The organism is Pseudomonas sp. FW300-N2F2, assembly GCF_017351655.1.
GTDB classification, from domain to species: Bacteria; Pseudomonadota; Gammaproteobacteria; order Pseudomonadales; family Pseudomonadaceae; genus Aquipseudomonas; species Aquipseudomonas fluorescens_AA.
In genome coordinates this window covers 212,988-231,657 of sequence record NZ_JACNDQ010000004.1, presented here as the reverse complement: position 1 = coordinate 231,657, position 18,670 = coordinate 212,988, and the positions used below count along the sequence as shown (strand labels likewise).

Annotated in this window: 15 protein-coding genes; 8 read left to right on the top strand and 7 right to left on the bottom strand. The window is 62.5% G+C overall.

All coding sequences use genetic code 11. The features are described from left to right. Window positions 1-8: 8 nt before the first annotated feature. The 7 genes from J4E63_RS27710 to J4E63_RS27680 form a co-directional block, all read right to left on the bottom strand. Window positions 9-2,159, bottom strand: a complete 2,151-nt coding sequence (locus J4E63_RS27710) for a hypothetical protein (RefSeq protein WP_207283912.1) — start codon at window positions 2,157-2,159, stop codon at window positions 9-11. Beyond that, window positions 2,146-3,339 carry a DUF3142 domain-containing protein gene (locus J4E63_RS27705; protein ID WP_207283911.1) on the bottom strand — a complete coding sequence of 398 codons (1,194 nt, stop codon included), beginning with the start codon at window positions 3,337-3,339 and terminating at the stop codon, window positions 2,146-2,148. The genes J4E63_RS27710 and J4E63_RS27705 overlap by 14 nt, the downstream gene beginning before the upstream one ends. 161 nt (window positions 3,340-3,500) lie before the next feature. Beyond that, a complete protein-coding gene (locus J4E63_RS27700; RefSeq protein ID WP_207283910.1) occupies window positions 3,501-4,313 on the bottom strand; it encodes a class I SAM-dependent methyltransferase in 813 nt (270 codons plus the stop codon). Continuing rightward, window positions 4,307-5,461, bottom strand: a complete 1,155-nt coding sequence (locus tag J4E63_RS27695) for an acyltransferase (RefSeq protein ID WP_207283909.1) — start codon at window positions 5,459-5,461, stop codon at window positions 4,307-4,309. The genes J4E63_RS27700 and J4E63_RS27695 overlap by 7 nt, the downstream gene beginning before the upstream one ends. Beyond that, complete coding sequence (locus J4E63_RS27690) at window positions 5,458-6,327, bottom strand: bifunctional 2-polyprenyl-6-hydroxyphenol methylase/3-demethylubiquinol 3-O-methyltransferase UbiG (protein ID WP_207283908.1); 870 nt, start codon at window positions 6,325-6,327, stop codon at window positions 5,458-5,460. The genes J4E63_RS27695 and J4E63_RS27690 overlap by 4 nt, the downstream gene beginning before the upstream one ends. Further along, window positions 6,324-7,616 (bottom strand): glycosyltransferase, encoded by a 1,293-nt coding sequence (locus tag J4E63_RS27685; RefSeq protein ID WP_207283907.1) that lies wholly within the window; start codon window positions 7,614-7,616, stop codon window positions 6,324-6,326. Before J4E63_RS27685 ends, J4E63_RS27690 begins: the two co-directional genes overlap by 4 nt. After that, a complete protein-coding gene (locus J4E63_RS27680; protein ID WP_207283906.1) occupies window positions 7,610-9,223 on the bottom strand; it encodes a glycosyltransferase in 1,614 nt (537 codons plus the stop codon). The genes J4E63_RS27685 and J4E63_RS27680 overlap by 7 nt, the downstream gene beginning before the upstream one ends. Before the next feature lie 424 nt (window positions 9,224-9,647). Here J4E63_RS27680 and J4E63_RS27675 point away from each other — a divergent pair, with 424 nt between their 5' ends. The 8 genes from J4E63_RS27675 to J4E63_RS27640 are packed head-to-tail and all read left to right on the top strand — an operon-like array spanning window position 9,648 to window position 18,651. Beyond that, a complete protein-coding gene (locus J4E63_RS27675) occupies window positions 9,648-10,562 on the top strand; it encodes a GDP-mannose 4,6-dehydratase (protein ID WP_207283905.1) in 915 nt (304 codons plus the stop codon). Then, the gene (gene gmd, locus J4E63_RS27670; protein WP_060739937.1) at window positions 10,559-11,527 is read left to right on the top strand and encodes a GDP-mannose 4,6-dehydratase; all 969 of its coding nucleotides are present in this window, start codon (window positions 10,559-10,561) and stop codon (window positions 11,525-11,527) included. The genes J4E63_RS27675 and gmd overlap by 4 nt, the downstream gene beginning before the upstream one ends. A gap of 3 nt (window positions 11,528-11,530) precedes the next feature. After that, window positions 11,531-12,973 (top strand): mannose-1-phosphate guanylyltransferase/mannose-6-phosphate isomerase, encoded by a 1,443-nt coding sequence (locus J4E63_RS27665; RefSeq protein WP_207283904.1) that lies wholly within the window; start codon window positions 11,531-11,533, stop codon window positions 12,971-12,973. Further along, window positions 12,973-13,770, top strand: coding sequence for an ABC transporter permease (locus tag J4E63_RS27660; RefSeq protein WP_060739935.1), 798 nt, complete (start codon window positions 12,973-12,975; stop codon window positions 13,768-13,770). The genes J4E63_RS27665 and J4E63_RS27660 overlap by 1 nt, the downstream gene beginning before the upstream one ends. Further along, window positions 13,770-15,035, top strand: coding sequence for an ABC transporter ATP-binding protein (locus tag J4E63_RS27655; protein WP_207283903.1), 1,266 nt, complete (start codon window positions 13,770-13,772; stop codon window positions 15,033-15,035). The genes J4E63_RS27660 and J4E63_RS27655 overlap by 1 nt, the downstream gene beginning before the upstream one ends. Beyond that, window positions 15,032-16,399 (top strand): glycosyltransferase family 1 protein, encoded by a 1,368-nt coding sequence (locus tag J4E63_RS27650; protein ID WP_207283902.1) that lies wholly within the window; start codon window positions 15,032-15,034, stop codon window positions 16,397-16,399. The genes J4E63_RS27655 and J4E63_RS27650 overlap by 4 nt, the downstream gene beginning before the upstream one ends. After that, on the top strand, window positions 16,390-17,520 hold the full coding sequence (locus tag J4E63_RS27645) for a glycosyltransferase family 1 protein (protein WP_207283901.1): 1,131 nt from the start codon (window positions 16,390-16,392) through the stop codon (window positions 17,518-17,520). The genes J4E63_RS27650 and J4E63_RS27645 overlap by 10 nt, the downstream gene beginning before the upstream one ends. Further along, window positions 17,521-18,651: a glycosyltransferase family 4 protein gene (locus J4E63_RS27640; RefSeq protein WP_207283900.1), complete on the top strand. Its 1,131-nt coding sequence runs from the start codon at window positions 17,521-17,523 to the stop codon at window positions 18,649-18,651. The last annotated feature ends 19 nt before the right edge of the window (window positions 18,652-18,670 follow it).

The window sequence follows — 18,670 nt, the reverse complement described above, 5'->3', positions numbered from 1 at the left end:
GCTTCACCTCAGGAGGCTGACATCCGGGCCTTGCGCCGACGACGACTGATCAACCCCAACCCCACTGCCACCACCAGCACGAGCCCGCCCACTTCCAGCCAAACCTTGTAAGGTCGCAGCGTCGAGCGGATCGGGTCCAGGGCCTGGGTCACGTAGCGTTTGTTCGCCTTGCCGAAGTCCGGTTCCTGGCATTGATGACCAAAATCCCCAGCCCAATCCACGTACGGGCCGTCCTTCACATAGCGCTGGTACAACGCGCTTTGCTCTTCAAGGCTGGAGTTGTACCCCACCGCCTTGCACAGCACCGCCGCAAACGCCTGGCTGGTATGGGGCAGGTAATCCGCCGCCTGGCTCGCCAGCGCCGTGGCGACAAACCGATAGTGATAACGCACGTCCGGCTGCGCGACGCTGGCCTGCTGGCGTTGCACTTCACCTTCGGCCACCAGTGGCCCGACGTTCAGCTCGACCGGTTCCAGGCTGTAATTGCCGCCCAGGCTGGCGTAATCCGGCGCCATCTCATAGCCGAGCAGTTCCATACCCCATTTGCGCGCCATCCACGACGCATGGAAATACGCCTCGGCCCGCCGGGTTGGCCACCACTTGGACTCGGCGTCCTGGCGCAATTGCCCATAGGCACGGGCCTTGTTCTGCAGGTCCGGGTTATCGAAATAAGCCGGCGCCTCATCAAAGCGCCCTTCCCTCAGCAAACGCCTGCCCAGCAGATTGCGCAAGCTGGCAGCCACCGGCAGCGGCACGTAGTTGTCCCGGTCCTCTTGGCTCAACGCCGGTGGCGCCGGGACTTGAGCGTCGACGTACTGCTTGAGCTCATCCACTGTGAGCACCCGCTCGGCGACGGCGGCGGCGTCATACCAATAGTTGCTCTGGCCGCGATAGAGCTGATCGAAGGCTTGCAGGTAATCACCGCGCTGCAAGGCCAGGATCGCGCTTTCCCCTTCGACCCGGCACTTGGGTTGCACCGATTCGTAATTCCAATCCGGTGTGCGCCGGCTGCCCCAGGATTCATCGTTCGGAAACGCCTGGGCAGCCTTGGCATAGGCCGCCGCCGCGGCCACCTTGTCGCCGTCGCGCAAGGCCAGCTTGGCGCGCACCCACCAGGCCAAGCCTGTGTCGGGAGCCTTTTGCACAAACGCCTGGGCGTTGGCGTAATCGCCGTGCTGGTAACTCACCGCCGCCAAACGGTCAGCATCGTCCAGGTTGTCCCGGGCGTTGGTCTGCAACAGTTTGACCAGCCTTTTCTCGCCCGAAGGTTCTTCACCGTCCCACCAGCCAACGCGGCTGAGCAGGTAGGCGGTGACCAGTCGCTGCACCGCCTGGGTCTTGAGCAGTTCGCCCAAGCGTTCATCCGACTCGACGCTCAGGCCTTGTGCCAATTGCAGCAACGAGCTGTAGCCGACCGGGGACCCTTGCCGGTTCTGGATCGCGTACAGACCGATGGCGCTCTCCCAGTCATCGGCGGTGTAGGCCACCCGGGCTTCTTCGCCGAGGCTGGCGATGCCCAGTTCCAGCGGATCGCTGAACCCGGCGATGCTCATTTCCCGGGCTTGGCGAAACGCCGTTCGCGCCTGATCCTGCAAGGCCACAGGGTCGCCGCTGCCCGCCTCGGTGCTCACGGCAAACAATGCCCGCCCCAGGGAATACGCGGCCCAGGTGCTGCGCAACCGTCGCTGGTCAGCCGGTAATGCCAGCAATTGCTGGAACGCTTCCACGGCGCGCTGATGCTCACCGACGTTAAAAGCCGCCGCGCCGAGCGCATACAGGCGCAGCTCATCGGGCAGGTTGGCCGCTTCGGCCGTCACCTGGTCGATATTGGTCAGCGCCCGCAGGCGCTCCACCACCGCTTGTTGCGGCGGGGTCAGGCCAATCTGCTCGGCCTGGTTGCGTTGTTCGATGTAGGAAGGCAGGTCGTCATAGCTGTAGTCCGGGTTGCGCGTCGCCTCGGTGGCCGGCTTGAGCCCGGCAATCGCCTGGCCGAGACGGCTGACCTCGAAGCGAAAGCTGCCTTCGGGCAACTCCGCCAGGGTCTGGGCGCGGTTATCCAGCAGGCGCATCGGAAAATCCGGACCGCAGGCCAACGCCGGGCCCAGCGGCAGGCACAGGCTCAGGCACAGCAGGTGACGAGGCCACTTACGGGTAAACATTGAAACCTCCTTGGTCGATTTTCGTACAGCGCGCCCAACCGATTGCTCGTTGGCTACCAGCCGCCAAGCGGCCTTCCTGAATGCGGGTGAAGGTAAGCAGTCCGGGAGTTTGTTGCAACGTGTAACCGGCCAAGGCATCGACGCCGTCACACGCCCCGACCGCCAACGTCAGGCGCTGGGGCCAGGGGTGGTCGAGATTGCCCTGGTTGACCAGGCGGATATCGTACAAACCGCCCCGCTCCTCCCACTGCAATGCCAGGCGACTGTCCAGGTGATCGCCCCGGGCGACGGCGCCGAGCGTGGTCAAGCTCCACGCTCGCCGGTCGCCGGCCAGAGGCAGGCGAAACCAGATCAGCCCGGCGAGATGTTTCGGCGGATCAGCCCGCAAATCAGCCGCAAGCCCGGCCACTTGTTGCGGATCGGCCAGCAACTCCCGACGCTCGCCACCACGATCGATCGGCACTTCGCTTTCCACCACCGGTACGCCGCTCTCCTGGGTCAGCAGCGCCACGCCGTAGGCTGGCAGGGCCAGATAAAACGGCCCCGTGGTGACCTCGCTCCAGCGTTGTGCCCAATGCCGGGCCTGTTTCGGATCGAACAGGCCTTGCCGTGGATCGCTCACCGCGTGGACCTGCAGCACACTGCTGTCCACCGCGTCCAACAATCCCGGCAATGCGGGGCTGTCGAGCCAGGCTGGTAGCGCCGTGATGCTGAGCCGCAGGTTGGCCGGCAGGCTGTGCCGCAGTTGGCCGAGGAAATTCCCATAGGCCGGCAGCCGTGCATTGCCAGCATCGTGGTCGACCTCCACGCCCACTGGGGTCAGGCCTTGGGCTTGCCAATCGCCCAGCACTTGCTGGATTTGCGCAATGACCTCGTCCTGATCCAAGGCCTTGAGCTGGCCGTCCAGACGAATCACGGCGATCAGCGGACGGCCGTCCGCCTTGAGCAGGTCCGGGTCGATCCGCGCACGGCGCCAGCCCGCCCCGGGAAAAGCCTGCAACGCCAGCACCCGCAGCGTGGAAAAATCGCCCCGGCTCTGGCGCAGCGCCGGCTCATGAGCCTTTGTCCATTGGCGCTGCCAGATATACAACTGTTGATCCAGGGCTGGGGGTGGCGGTTGTTCGCAGCCCGCCAAAAGCAACATGGCGAGGGCCAGGGAGAGCCGGAAAAAAACAGTCATGAAGCCTTACCGCGCGCAAAAGATGTGCAGATTAACGCCGAGCGCGTCATTGTGGGAGCGAGCTTGCTCGCGATAGCGGTACATCAGTCAATCTATAGGCGGCTGAACCAACGCTATCGCGAGCAAGCTCGCTCCCACAGGGTTGAGGCTTACCAACGTCATCAAGGCTTACGCGCAATAATCACCTGACTCTTGGCCACCACCGCGTCCAGCGCCTGCTTGATCTGCGCCCCGCGCGGTGAGTTCAGCACCGCTTGCCAGGTGTCGGCCCAGTGATTGAGCAACGGGTGGTCAGCGTTGCTGAAATCGACCTTGGCCTCCCAGAACAACAGCATCCACATCGACCAATAGAAGCCGTATTGGCTGTGGCTCAACACCTCCAGCCCGGCCTCGCTGACCATCGCCTTGAACTGCTCTTCACTGATGATGCGAATGTGGTTGGGTTTGCGGAAGTACTCCGGTGCGGCGATGTCTTTTTGCAGGTCTTCGGAACTGGGGTGCGGCACGCTCAGCAGGTACAGCGCGCCGGGCTGGCCGACCCGTACCAGTTCGGCGAGGAACTGCGCCGGGTCGTCGACGTGCTCGATGACTTCGGTGGACACCACCCGGGTGGCCGTGGCATCGGCAATGGGCAGCGGGTTGCAGTCGGTCACATGGCACTCGACGTCGCGCGCAGGGGTGTCGCTCAAGCGCTGGCGCGTGGCTTCGACCTTGGCCGCATCGATGTCGGCGATGATGATCTTCGCCCCGCGCATCGCACAAAAATGCACGTTGCCGCCGTCCCCACACCCCACGTCCAGCAACGTGTCCTCAGGCGTCACAGGGAAACCGGTGAACAGTTCGCCGGTTTGCTGGTTGAACCAGCCGCTGAGCATCGCATCGTGCAGCCCAAGCATGTACGGGTCGACTTTCTCGGCCACCGGTTCGGCGGGCGCGGGCGTGCCCGTGGTGAGTTTCTTCAAAAGGCTCAGCATGACGGGGCTCCAGAAACAGGAAGGACGGTTCGGGCGGCGGACAAGCGTTCAACCAACCGGGCGCCACGATTGCGCATGGGCATTTCGACCCAGCGGTAGTTGAGCTCGCTCAACAGCCCGATCAGCAACAACGCACACGCCAGGGCCGGCCAGGGATGGCTTGCCGGGTCCGGCGAGCCCAAGGGGGCGAAACGAAACCACAACTCGCGCAGCAGGAAAAACACCGGGATGTGGATCAGGTAAATCCCATAGGAACGACTGCCCACCCAGGTCAGCGCCGTTTTCAACCGACCGCGGGGCAACAAGTAATCCCGATCGTAAGAGGCCACCCAGACCAGCAAGGCACTGAGCACCGCAATGACCCCGAGACGGTAGAACGACAAATTGAAGTGCTCGGTCGCGATCCAGGCCATCACGCCGCCAAGACCCAGCACCAGTAGCGCACCCAGGGGCGGGCGGCGCATCCACGTGGGCTCGAAGCGCCAGTAGCTGGACCGCAGGCTCCAGATCGACAACAACACACCCAGCGCCAAGGCATCGGTACGGATCACCGACAGCCACAGCCCCCGCCAGGTGAAAAACTGCACCAGCACCACCGCCAGCAGCACCCACACCAAATAGCGGCGCGAGACGAACACCAGCAGCGGCAGGATCAGATAGAACTGTTCTTCCAACGACAGCGTCCAGTACACGAAGCTCGCGCCGTATTCATACTGCATGAAGGCATCGGCAAAACGCAGGTTGGCGAATTGCAGGAAACCGGCCAGGGTCGCCTGCAGGTTGGCCTGCACGCTGCCGAACGCACCGGAACGGTTCAGGAAGAACACCGCGAACAACACCAGCAGCAGCCAGAGCCAGGCCGACGGCAACAGGCGAAACGCCCGGCGAATCCAGAAATCCCGGGTGACGGCCCAGAATTGCCGGGGGCTGTCGCAGCGACGCAATTGCGGGATCAGGCTGCGCCCGATGACGAACCCGGATATCGCGAAAAACAGGTCCACGCCCCACCACAGCTGGAAACTGTCGGCCAGGGCCGCCAGGCGCGGCCATCCGCCAGGAAACGGCATGCCTTGCAGGTGATGGAACAGCACGCCGATCACCGCAACGGCGCGCAGCAATTCGATGTCCAGGATCCGCTTGCCGCTCATGAAGTACTCCCGGAAGAAGGATCGGGTTTACGCGCGATGATGACCTGGCTCTTGGGCATGAACCGGTCCAGCACCTGCTTGATCACCAGGCCGTCGGGTTGCGTCAGCAAGTCCTGCCAGAGGCTCGCCCAGCGCTCCATCAAGGGTGGATACGGCGCCTGGATACGGTCACGCACGGCACCCTCGAGGTCCCGGCCAGCCGCTCGTTCGCTGGCCCAGAAGAAAATCATGCCCATGACCCAGAAAAAACCGCTGGCCTCGCGATGCTCGATCACCAGCCCGGCGTCCTCCACCAGCGCGGCGAATCGTTCGGCACTGAAAATCTGCACATGGTTGGGCGCTTGAAAGTAGCCCGGCGGCGCGATGCCTTGCTGCAAATGCTCGCCCACCGGGGCCGGCACGCTGAGCAGATACTGCGCCCCGGGTCGGCCCATGCGCACCAGCTCGGCCATGAACGGCTCGGGCTCATGGATATGCTCGAGCACCTCCATGCAGACGATCTTGTTCGCACAGCCATCGGCCAGGGGCAGCGGCAAGCTGTTGCTGACCAGCCCCAGGAACGGCGCGGCGGCCTGGGCTTCGACTTGGCGAGCCAGGTCGCGCACCTTGTCCTGTTCGCTGTCGGTAAAGATCACGGACGCACCCTGGCGCATGGCAAACAGCGTCGCCACACCCTCGCCGCAGCCCACATCCAGCAAGGTATCGTCGGCCGTGATGGCAAAGCCCTTGAGCAATTCGCCGGTTTCACTGCGAAACCAGCCGTCGAGCATCGCGTCGTAGAGGCCGGCATCCCGGGGCGAAACGGCCACCGTCGGCGCGGGCGAAGGCGCCACAGGCCTGCGCCCGGCCAGCCATCGCCGGATCATGGCTGCGCCGCGTTCCGGCGACGCTCGGACAGTTGTTCGAAAAACGCCCGCAAACGCTGCTCGGCGTTGGCCTGGCTGCAGAATTTCTCCAGGCTGCGCACGGCATGGGCCGACATGCGGCGATACCGCTCGGGATCATTTTTAGCCACGTCGTAGCTGGCGCGGTAGGCCGAGCACAGCGAGTCCCAATCGGTGACATAACGCAGGGTCCGGTAAGCCGCACGCGGGTCGTGGGGCCAGGCGGTCAATTCCTCGGTCGAATCCACCACAAAGGCATTGTCGTGATCGATGTAGTCGGCCATCGCCGTGTTCAAGGGCGCAATCGCCGGACGGCCGCAGGACATGAACTCCATCAACGGCAGGCACTGCCCTTCGCCATAGGAACTGTTGACCACGTACCGGGTGGCTTCCACCAGCCGTTCGTAGTCCGCGTCCGCCAGGTAACCGTGGATCAGCACGATGCGGCAGCGGTACGACTGGTTCTTGTAGACGTGGTGGAGCATGTCGGTGAGCGCGGCGGTGACATCGTGGTGGGTCAGCTTGAGCACCAGGGTAGCGTCAGGAACATCGCGAAACGTCGCGCAAAATGCGCTGATCATGTCCTTCCAGTTCTTGCGACCGTCGTAGGGATTGAACACCGAGGTATAGATCACACCGTCCAGCAGTAACTCGCAATCCTCGGCCGGGCCGTCCAGCACCAGCGGCGTGCCGGCCTGATGCACCGGTGGGCCATAAGGCCGCAGGTCGGTGGTGCGACTGTCAATCAGCAGGCCACGCAATTGCAGGCGCATGTGATCCACGGTCGGCCGCTGGGCCAGCACCGCGCCACGGGCGGCAAAGCGGTCCCATACCGGCGCGGCGACAGCGGTGATGGGAAAGTCCGCGCCCATCGCCTCACGAACGGTGTTGACGGTGAAGCTGGAATGGGTGATCGCCATGCCGGTCGCGCCCAAGACCACTCGCCAGTCGTGCCGTGCCTCGCCCTGCCAGCTTTCGGTAGGAATGGTGCTGAATTCCCAGGCGAACACCGGGATTGTCGGGCAGGCGTAGTGGGCAGCGGTGCGATGAGGCGGTGAAAACGACAGGAATACGCAATCCTCGCCACGCCCCAGGCAATCGGCGTACAGCTGATCGACCTCCTCGTCAGGCCGGGTCACTTCGACCACCCGCCCCAACCGCTCCAGCACCGGGCGAAACTCCTTGAGCACGAAGTAATAGCTGTACTCGGGCTTACCGAGGTTTTCCAGAATGTTGCTCTGGTTGGTTTCCGAATAAATGATGATCAACATGAGGCGCTACCTGCCTGGACCGCCAGCGGCAGCGCTTCGTCACAGCCTGGCTCCGCCAGGAAATCCGCCAGGCGCTGCTGCACCGGGGCGAACGCGCAATAGCGGCGCATCCGCTCGTTCGCGGCAACCGCCATGGCCTGGTAGGCCTGCGGCTGGTGCTTGGCCATGGCGTAGCTCTGCTGATAGGCAAGTTTCAATGAGCCCCAGTCGGGTCGATGGCGCAGGGTACGATACAAAATGCGCGAGTCTTCCGGCCAGATGGTCGGTTCGCGGCTGGACTTGACGATGAAGGCCACCTCGGCGTCGATGTAATCGCGCATTGCCGTGTGGTCCGGCGCGATGACGGGGCGTGCACAGGACATGAATTCCATCAACGGCAGGCACAGGCCTTCACAGCGGGACGCATTGACGTAGAAACTCGCCGCGCCATACAGCCGGGCGAATTGCTCGTCCTCCAGGTAACCGTGCATCACCACCACCCGGCAACTGAACGGCGACAGTTGGGACAGCAGCGTCAACAGTTCGACGTAGTAGGTCGACAGGTCGTTCTGGGTCATCTTCAGCACCAGCGTGGCGTCCTCGACGTCACGCAGGGCCCAACAGAATGCGGTGACCAACTGATGCCAGTTTTTTCGACCGTCATCGGGGTTGAACACGCTGACGTACACCACGCCGCTGACTTCGGTTTCCACCACTTGGTGGGTGTCCAGCAGCACGGCCTGGGGATGTGCCGGCGCCGCCGGTTCGGCGGTAGGCTCTGGAACGGGCTCGACGGCCACCGGCAGCGGTGCCGGCCCCCTCAGGATCCTGCTGGTGGCAACACGCACCGGCACGGGCACCAGGTCGCGGACCGCCTCACGATACCAGCACAGCAGGTTGTGTTTGCACAGCCACACGGGCCCCTGCTCGCGCTTGCCGGCGAAGGCGCGGATAATTTCGCGCAGGTAATGGCGGGAAATGAATGCGCGCCGCCGCCAAGTCAGAGGGGGTGGCTCAATGATCGGTTCCGGCGCTGGTTCCGGCACTTCTTCGAGGATCGGCGCGATCAAGCCATCGGCCGACAACCCGAGGAGCCGGCTGTCGATGATGCAGCCCTTGATCTGCAAGGTCGTTCCCGGGTTGACCGGCAGGCTCGGGTATTGCTCGCGAACCGCCGCGAAACGCTCCCACAGCGGCGTGGGCAATACCAATACCGGGAAATCCTCGCCCAAGGTCCGACGGATCGCCTCGGCCGTATGGCTGGACAGGGTAATCACCCGGCCATGACGGGCCAGCGTGCGACTCCAGTCATGCCGCAGGTCGTCGTCCCAGTGCTCGGCCGGGATCGAATCGAACTCCCAGGCCACCACGCAGACCATCGGGCAAAGCAGGTCCAGCGGCGTCTTGTGCGGGGGTGAAAACGAAAGGAACAAGCAGTCCTGCCCGGCCTGCTGCAGTGTCTGATACAGCGGATCGACCTCGGCGACCGACGACACCACATGCACCGGCCCCAGGCTTTCCAGCACGGGACGATAGGCCTTGAGCACGAAGTAATAGCTGTACTCAGGGCGGCCGAGGCTCTGGCTGATGGAGTGATCGTTTACGTCCGAGTAAAGAATGAAATTCATGGCATCCCATCATGGCGCCGCCGTCCCGGCGGCCCCACTTCATGACGGTCGAGTCACGCATCGAGCCGGCCCGGGGGCCGCCACGTGTCGTTCATCTCGCTACCCGTCTCGTTCTTGTTTTTTTATGTCCCGCCCCTGGGTGCATCTCGAAGATCGAAACCTGGGACATCGTGACGAGGGGCATTCTAAACACATCCGCCGAGGGTTCGTGAACCGCCCGGCGAGAATAAACCAGCTATAAATATGAGAACTGACCAGTCACGGTTTGCGCTGTTGAAATTGCTGCAAAATTGGCACAGATTGGCAACCAAACAACTACAACAAACGCTTCTCTAGGCTAATCGTTGAGTGACTTTTCCCCGATCTTACGGAAATTTCCCACTCAGTTCGCAATAGACGAAGCAACCGTCAAGGGGGCTGGAGCTTGAAAAAACGTCTGTTCGTTACGGGCCTCAGCGGTTTCGTTGGACGTCATCTCAAATCTCGACTGAACGGTCATGATTCAGCGTGGCAGGTGATGCCTGTCGCCGCACGCTACGACCTGACGGATGCCAAGACCCTGGAGGGCCTCTGGCCCGAGCTTCCCGACGCCGTGATCCACCTGGCCGGGCAAACCTTTGTGCCCGAAGCCTTTCGCGATCCGGCGCGCACCCTGCACATCAACCTGATGGGCACCTTGAACCTGCTCCAGGCCCTCAAGGCCCGGGGTTTCACCGGGACGTTCCTGTATGTCAGCTCCGGTGATGTCTATGGCCAGGTCAGCGAAGACCGGCTGCCGATTACCGAACTGCAACCGCCCGCCCCGCGCAACCCGTATGCCGTGAGCAAGCTGTCGGCCGAACTGCTGAGCCTGCAGTGGGGCATGAGCGAAGGCTGGCCGGTGCTGGTGGCCCGCCCGTTCAATCACATCGGCGCCGGCCAGAAGGACAGCTTCGTCATTGCCAGCGCCGCCCGGCAGATCAGCCGGATCAAGCTGGGCCTGCAACCGGCCCGGCTGCAAGTGGGCGATATCGACGTGACCCGCGACTTCCTCGATGTCGGCGATGTGATTTCGGCCTACCTGGCCCTGCTGGAAAAAGGCGCCCCGGGGCAGGTCTACAACATCTGCTCGGGGCGCGAGCAAAGCATTCGCAGCCTGATCGAACAACTGGGCGATCTCGCCCAGGTCGATGTGCAACTTATCCAGGACCCTGCGCGTCTTCGCCGCGCAGAACAGCGTCGCGTCTGTGGTAGCCCAGCCAAGCTACGACAGGCCACCGGATGGACGCCCGAAACAACAACACAACAATCCTTGCGGACGATCCTGTCCGACTGGGAGATACGGGTACAACAAGAATGAAAAGTGCATTGATCACAGGGATCACCGGCCAGGACGGCGCGTATCTGGCCAAGTTGCTGCTCGACAAGGGTTACAAAGTCCACGGCCTGGTGGCGCGACGCAGCAGCGACTCGCGCTGGCGGCTGCGAGAGATGGGCATCGAACAGGACATCGTTTACCTGGACGGTGACATGGCCGATGCCTGCTCCGTGCAACGGGCAGTGATCAAGTCGGCGCCGGACGAGGTGTATAACCTGGCCGCGCAAAGTTTCGTCGCGGCCTCCTGGGACCAGCCGGTGACCACCGGCATCGTCGATGGGCTCGGGGTTACCCACCTGCTCGAAGCCATTCGCCAGTTCAGTGTGCAGACCCGCTTCTACCAGGCCTCCACCAGCGAAATGTTCGGCCTGATCCAGGCCGAGCAACAGGACGAGCACACCCCGTTCTATCCACGCAGCCCCTATGGCGTGGCGAAACTGTACGGCCACTGGATCACCGTCAACTACCGGGAAAGCTTCGGCCTGCATGCCAGCAGCGGCATCCTGTTCAACCACGAATCACCGCTGCGCGGCATCGAGTTCGTGACTCGCAAGGTCACCGATGCCGCTGCGCGCATCAAGCAGGGCAAGCAGCAGGAGTTGCGCCTGGGCAATATCGACGCCAAGCGCGACTGGGGCTTTGCCGGCGATTACGTCGAGGCCATGTGGCTGATGTTGCAACAGGACAGCCCCGACGATTACGTGGTGGCCACCGGCGTCACCACCACCGTGCGCGAGATGTGCAGGATTGCCTTCGAACACGTGGGCCTGGACTACCGTGACTTCGTCAAGATCGACCCGGCGTTTTTCCGCCCGGCCGAAGTCGAGGTGTTGCTCGGCAACCCGGCCAAGGCACAACGCGTCCTGGGCTGGAAGCCTCGGACCGACCTCGACACCCTGATCCGCATGATGATGGATGCGGACATGAAACGCGTCGCCAAGGAGTAGGCCATGCTCATTCCCGTGATTCTCTCCGGCGGTGCCGGGACGAGGTTGTGGCCGGTGTCCCGCGAGGGCCATCCCAAGCCCTTCATGCTCTTGCCCGACGGCCAGTCGCTGCTGGGCAAGACCTATCGGCGGGCGGCGGGGTTGTTCGACGGTCGAGGCGACATCGTCACCGTCACCAATCGCGAGTACTACTTCCAGAGCCGCGACCACTATCAGAGCGCCCACCTGGAGCGTTATCGCGGTCACTTCGTACTTGAACCCACGGGTCGCAACACCGCGCCGGCCATTGCCACGGCCACCCTCGCGGTACAGGCCCTGCACGGTGACGAGGCGATCCTGGTGGTCATGCCTGCCGATCACTTGATCAAGGACGAGGCGGCCTTCAAGGCCTCCGTTGAGCACGCCGTGGAGCTGGCCAAAAACGGCCATCTGGTGACCTTCGGCGTGCTGCCCTCGGCGCCGGAAACCGGCTTCGGCTATATCGAACGGGGCCAGCCCCTGGATACCAAGGGCGCGGCCAAGGTCGTGCGCTTTGTCGAAAAGCCCGACTTGCAGACCGCCACGCAGTACCTGGAAAGTGGCCGTTTCCTGTGGAATTCGGGGATGTTCTGCTTCTCGGTCAAGACCCTGTTGGCGGAGCTGCACGCCCACGCCCCCGAGCTGCTGGAACAGGCGCGCGCCTGTGTCACGGCCAGCACGGCGGTGGAAACCTCAGGTTGTGTGCAGCAGGAATTGTCCGCGGCGCATTTCGCCGAAATGCCAGACATCTCCATCGACTACGCCCTGATGGAGCGCTCAGCCAATGTCGTGGTGATCCCGGCCGCCTTCGACTGGAGCGATATCGGTTCCTGGAGCGCCGTCGCCAGCCTGGTACCCGCCGACGGGCAAAACAACCGCACCACCGGTGAAGCCCTGTTTATCGACAGCCAGAACAACTTCGTCCAGAGCGACAGCCGCCTGGTGGCCGCCCTGGGCGTGGAAAACCTGATCATCATCGACACCGCCGACGCCGTGCTGGTGGCCCATGCCGACCGCGCCCAGGATGTTCGCCGCGTCGTCCGGCAACTCAAGGACAAGGACCACGAAGCCTATCGCCTGCATCGCACGGTCAGCCGTCCATGGGGCAGTTATACCGTCCTCGAAGAAGGTCCACGCTTCAAGATCAAGCGCATCGTGGTCAAGCCTGGCGCATCGCTGTCGCTGCAAATGCACCATCACCGCAACGAACACTGGGTAGTGGTCGAAGGCATGGCCAAGGTCACCAATAACGGTTCGGGCTCGCACCTGGTCGCCAAGAACGAATCGACCTTCATTCCCGCCGGCCACAAGCATCGCCTGGAAAACCCCGGTGTCATCGACCTGGTCATCATCGAGGTCCAGAGCGGCGAATACCTCGGGGAAGACGACATCGTCCGCTTCGAAGACCACTACGGCAGGGCCGTCTGATGCTGTTGGCCTTGCAACGCTCACTGTGGAGCTACCGCGGCTTCGTCCTGGGCAGCGTCAAGCGCGAGTTCCAGGCACGCTATCGCAACTCGTTGTTCGGCGCGTTGTGGACGGTGCTCAACCCGTTGTCGATGATCCTCGTCTACACGGTGATTTTTTCCCACATCATGCGTGCCCGCCTGCCCGGGGTCGAAGATGGCATGGCCTACAGCGTCTACCTCTGTGCCGGGCTGCTGACCTGGGGGTTGTTCGCGGAAATCACCACCCGCAGCCAGGGCATGTTCCTGGAAAACGCCAACCTGCTGAAAAAGATCAGCTTCCCCCGGATCTGCCTGCCGGTGATCGTGCTGTTCAATGCGGGGATCAACTTCGCGATCATCCTCGGGCTCTTTCTCGGTTTCCTGCTGATCACCGGGCGCTGGCCAGGCATGACCTTGCTGGCCCTGGTGCCGCTGCTGGCCCTGCAAGTGATGTTCGCCGCCGGGCTGGGCATGCTGCTGGGGATCCTCAATGTGTTTTTCCGCGATGTCGGGCAGTTGTTCGGCATTTGCCTGCAATTCTGGTTCTGGCTCACGCCAATCGTTTACCCGATGACGATCCTGCCGCCATCGATCCAGCAACTGCTCGCCTTCAACCCCATGACCGCCCTGATGCAGAGCTACCAGAACCTGTTTCTCTACAACCAGTGGCCGGTCTGGAGTTCGCTGGTGCCGTTGCTGGTGGTGGCCTTGTTGTTGTGTGCCTTGGGCCTGCGCATGTTTCGCCGGCGCGGCGGTGAAATGGTGGATGAACTCTGATGGGACATTTGCGCGTCACCGGCCTGGGCAAGGCCTACAAGCAGTATCCGAACCGCTGGAGCCGGCTGTTCGAGTGGTTGATCCCCTTTTCCCGCCAGCGCCATCAACTGCACTGGATCCTGCAAGGTGTGGACTTCGAGATCCAGCCCGGTGAAGCCGTCGGCATCGTCGGGGTCAACGGTGCCGGCAAAAGCACGTTGCTCAAGATGATCACCGGCACCACCCAACCCACCTGCGGCCACATCCAATTGCAAGGCCGCGTCGCCGCGTTGCTGGAATTGGGCATGGGCTTTCATCCAGACTTCACCGGCCGCCAGAATGCGTTCATGGCCGGTCAGTTGCTGGGTATGCACGTGGAGGAAATCGAAGCGTTGATGCCCGAAATCGAGGGGTTCGCCGAAATCGGCGAGGCCATCGACCAGCCGGTACGCACTTATTCCAGCGGCATGCAGATGCGCCTGGCGTTCAGCGTTGCCACCGCCCGACGCCCGGACATCCTGATCGTCGACGAAGCGCTGTCGGTGGGCGATGCCTACTTCCAACACAAGAGCTTCGAGCGCATCCGCAGCTTCCGCAAGGCCGGTACCACGCTGCTGATCGTGTCCCACGATCGCTCGGCGATCCAGTCGATCTGCGACACCGCCATCCTGCTCGAACACGGGCGCATGGCCATGCGCGGCAAGCCGGAAGAGGTGATGGATTATTACAACGCGATGCTGGCCCAGCGCGAGGGCCAGGTGGTTCGCCAGGAAATGCTCGCCAACGGCCAGATACGCACGATTTCCGGTACCGGCGAGGCCGGCATCGTCGATGTGCAATTGCTCAACAGCCAGGGGCAGTCGGTGGAAGTGGCCGAGATCGGCCAGCCAATGGTGTTGCAAGTGCGGGTTGAAATCCGCCAGGACATCGAGCGGCTGGTGCTGGGCTTTTTGATCAAGGACCGCCTTGGCCAACCCATGTACGGCATCAACACCCATCGCCAGGACAAAGCCGTGACCGACCTCAAGGCCGGCGAACAGATCACCTTCCGTTTCAGTTTCGACATGCGCCTGGGCAAGGGCAATTACTCCGTCGCGCTCAGCCTGTCGCGACTGGACTCGCACCTGGACCGTAATTTCGAATGGCGCGACTATGGGCTGGTGTTTCACGTCATCAATAATCGCCAGGAGGATTTCGTCGGCTGTTCCTGGCTCCAGGCCCGGACCAGTATCCAGCGTTCGAACCAGACTGCCGTCGAGGCGTTGCCGCAAAAGGAGTTGCCATGAGCCGTTTGCTGGTGGATTGCACCTACGTATACGACCACCCGAATGACAACTCCGGCATTCAGCGAGTGGTGCGCAACGTCATTCGCGAATTGCCGGCCAAGGACCAGGACCGCGAATGCATTCCCGTGGTGATGCTGCAGGGCAAGCTGTATGAAGTGATAAGCCTGGCTCCCCTGCCCACGGACGGACTGGATCTGGCCGGCCTGCGAGTACGGCTGCTACAGTTCGCCAACCTGTTCTGGGTCAGACATCGGTCCCTCGAACAGCAGCGCCCCTTCAGCCAGTCGATCTGGGCGCGCCGCTTCCTGTACGTTGCTTGCCGACTGTTCGCCCTGGGGTGCCTGAGCCTGCCCATTCGAATCCTCGATCGTCTGCTCAAACGCAAGCCTGCCCCGGCGCGCAGCGTACCGCTGGCACATCGAGCCGGCGATCAACTGGTATTGCTGGACTCTTCCTGGCACTCAGGTTTCTTTCCCCTGGCCGAACAGCTCAAGCGTGATGGCGTCGGGATCATCTCGGTGATCTATGACCTGATTCCCCTGACCCACCCACAATTCTGCGACGCCGGGCTGGTCAAGGTGTTCGACCATTGGTTCGACTGGATTGCCCGCACCGCCGATGGCTACATCGCCATCTCCACCACCATCCGCGACCAGCTTCGCCAGGAAATGGTCCGACGTATTGGCGAACAACAGGTGCGCGAGCGCTGGTTCGACTATTTCCACTTGGGCAGCGAACTGGACCTGATCGACGCCACTCACGCGGTCGACCCGAACTTGCTGCGGCTGTTCAAGCGCCCCGAGCCGGTGTTCCTGATGGTCAGCACCATCGAACCGCGGAAAAACCATGCCTACCTGATCGATGCGTTCGAGCGGGCCTGGGCCGCCGGGTCACAAGCACGGTTATGCATCGTCGGGAAAATCGGCTGGAAATGCGAAGCCCTGATCGAACGTATCCAACGTCATCCACAACTCGACAGCCGCCTGTTCATGTTCAACAACCTGGCGGACCAAAGCCTGGAACACGCCTATCGGCACTCCACCGCGCTGGTGTTCCCGTCCTACGTGGAGGGCTTCGGCCTGCCGTTGGTGGAGGCCATGCAACGCGGCTTGCCGGCGATGGGCAGCGACATCCCGGTGTTTCGGGAAATCGGCGGTGACTTCATGGTCTACTTCGATCTCGACGATCCCCAAAGCCTGGCGAACCTGGTCATCGACATGGAACACACTGGGGTATTCCCGGCCAGGCGCAACCTGGATCAATGGCAATGGCTGAGTTGGCGCCAGGCCAGTGCGCAATTGGTGGAGCGGATCGAGCGACACGTCGACGAAGTCATCGTCGACAGGGAAACAGCATGCGGATAGCCCTCAACGCACGCATTCTCCAGGCGCCACGCACCGGCATCGGCCACTACGTGGCGGAACTGGCGACGGCCTTGGCCCAAGAGCCGGATGTACAGTTGTCACTGTTCCACGGTTGGGGCTGGAGCCCGCAATTGCCGCCAACAGCCAAGCCTGGCTATTCAAGGCTGAGCCCCTTGCTGCGACGGGTTCCGGGCGCCTATCAGGCGCGGCGCTGGCTGGAGCAGAAACGCTTCGATCAGGGCCGTTCAAAGGCTATCGACCTGTATCACGAGCCCAGCCTTTGGCCGCTGGCCTTCGAAGGGCCGACGGTGATCACCCTCCATGACCTTACGCACCTGCGCTACCCCGAGACGCAACCACCGGCACGCCTGAAGGAAATCGAGCGACGACTCAGCCGCGCGGTGGCACAGGCGCAGCTGATCCTGACCGACTCGCAGTTCATCGCCGATGAAGCCCAACAGTATTTCGGCCTGCCCGCCGAGCGCCTGAGGGTCGCGCCACTGGGGGTCGCGGCACGTTTCCACCCGCGCGAACCGGAAGCGATCGACGCCGTGCTCAAGGCCCATGGCCTGGAGCACGGCCGATACTTTCTCTGTGTCGGCACCTTGGAGCCACGCAAGAACCTGTCGTTGGCCCTGCGCGCCCATGCCGGGCTCCCGGAATCCCTACGTCAGGCTTTTCCTTTGTTCATTGTAGGAATGAGCGGATGGCAACAGGCGCAGCTCAATGATGAGTTGAAACGCGCCCTGGCTGGCGGTCATGTTTGTCTGGCGGGTTACCTGCCTGACGAACAGGTCGCCCAATTGTTGGCGGGAGCACGGGCACTGGTGTTTCCGTCGTACTACGAAGGCTTTGGCCTGCCGGTGCTTGAAGCGATGGCCAGTGGCACACCGGTGATGACCACCCGCTGCTCGGCGATGCCGGAAGTGGCCGGGCCGGCCGGTATCTATTGCGAACCCGACGATCCGCAACGCATGCGCGACGCCATGGAGCGGTTGATTGAAGACCGCCTGCACTGGCAGGCATGTCGGGAAGCGGGATTGCAACAGGCGGCGCTGTTTTCCTGGGAACGCTGTGCAAAGGTCACTGCCCACGCGTATCGCCAGGCCTTGGGAGGTTGAATGCGAGTCCTGCACTTTTACAAAACCTATTTGCCTGATTCCATGGGTGGCATCGAACAGGTGATTTTTCAACTCTGCGACAGCACTGATCGGCTGAATATCGATAACACCGTGTTGACCCTGAGCGGGCAGCCATCACCAGAACCGATCCAGCTTCGACAGCATGTCGTCCACCAAGCCCGGATGGACTTCCAACTGGCGTCCACCGGTTTCTCCTACAGCGTGTTCAAGAAATTCCGTGAGCTGGCCGCCGAAGCGGACGTGATCAACTACCACTTCCCCTGGCCGTTCATGGACCTGGTGCACTTTTGCAGTGCCGTGAAAAAACCCTACGTCGTGACCTACCATTCGGACATCGTTCGCCAACGGCACCTGCTCAAGCTCTATCGGCCGCTGATGCGACGCTTCCTGGACGGCGCTGACCGTATCGTCGCGGCCTCGCCGAACTATGTTCATACCAGCGATGTGCTCAAGGAATACAGCGCCAAGACCCGCGTCATCACCTACGGCCTGAACAAGACCAGTTATCCACAGCCTGACGCCGAGCGCATGGCGCAGTGGAAGGCAAAACTGGGCGAGCGCTTCTTTTTGTTCGTAGGGGTGATGCGTTATTACAAAGGCCTGCACATTCTGCTCGACGCCCTCAAAGGCGTGGATTACCCCGTCGTCATCCTGGGCGCCGGCCCATTGGAAAAGCAGCTGCATGCCCAGGCCACGAAACTGGGCCTGCGTAACCTGCATTTCCTCGGGCGCCTGGGGGACGAAGACAAGGTCGCATTGCTGGAACTGAGCTATGCCATCGTGTTCCCTTCGCACCTGCGCTCCGAAGCCTTTGGCATCTCTCTGCTCGAAGGCGCGATGTTCGGCAAGCCGATGATCTCCAGCGAAATCGGCACCGGCACCAGCTACATCAACATCCACGACGAAACCGGCCTGGTGGTGCCCCCCAGTAACCCCGAGGCTTTCCGCGAGGCGATGCGCACCCTGTGGGAAAACCCGGCCCAGGCCCGGGCAATGGGCGCCAAGGCCGAAGCCCGTTACCGCCAGTTGTTCACCTCCGAAGAGATGGGCCAAAAGTGGGTGCAGCTGTACGAGGAACTGCTGGAGGAAAAGGCGCTTTCCTACGCCTGATACCAAATCACGATAGAGC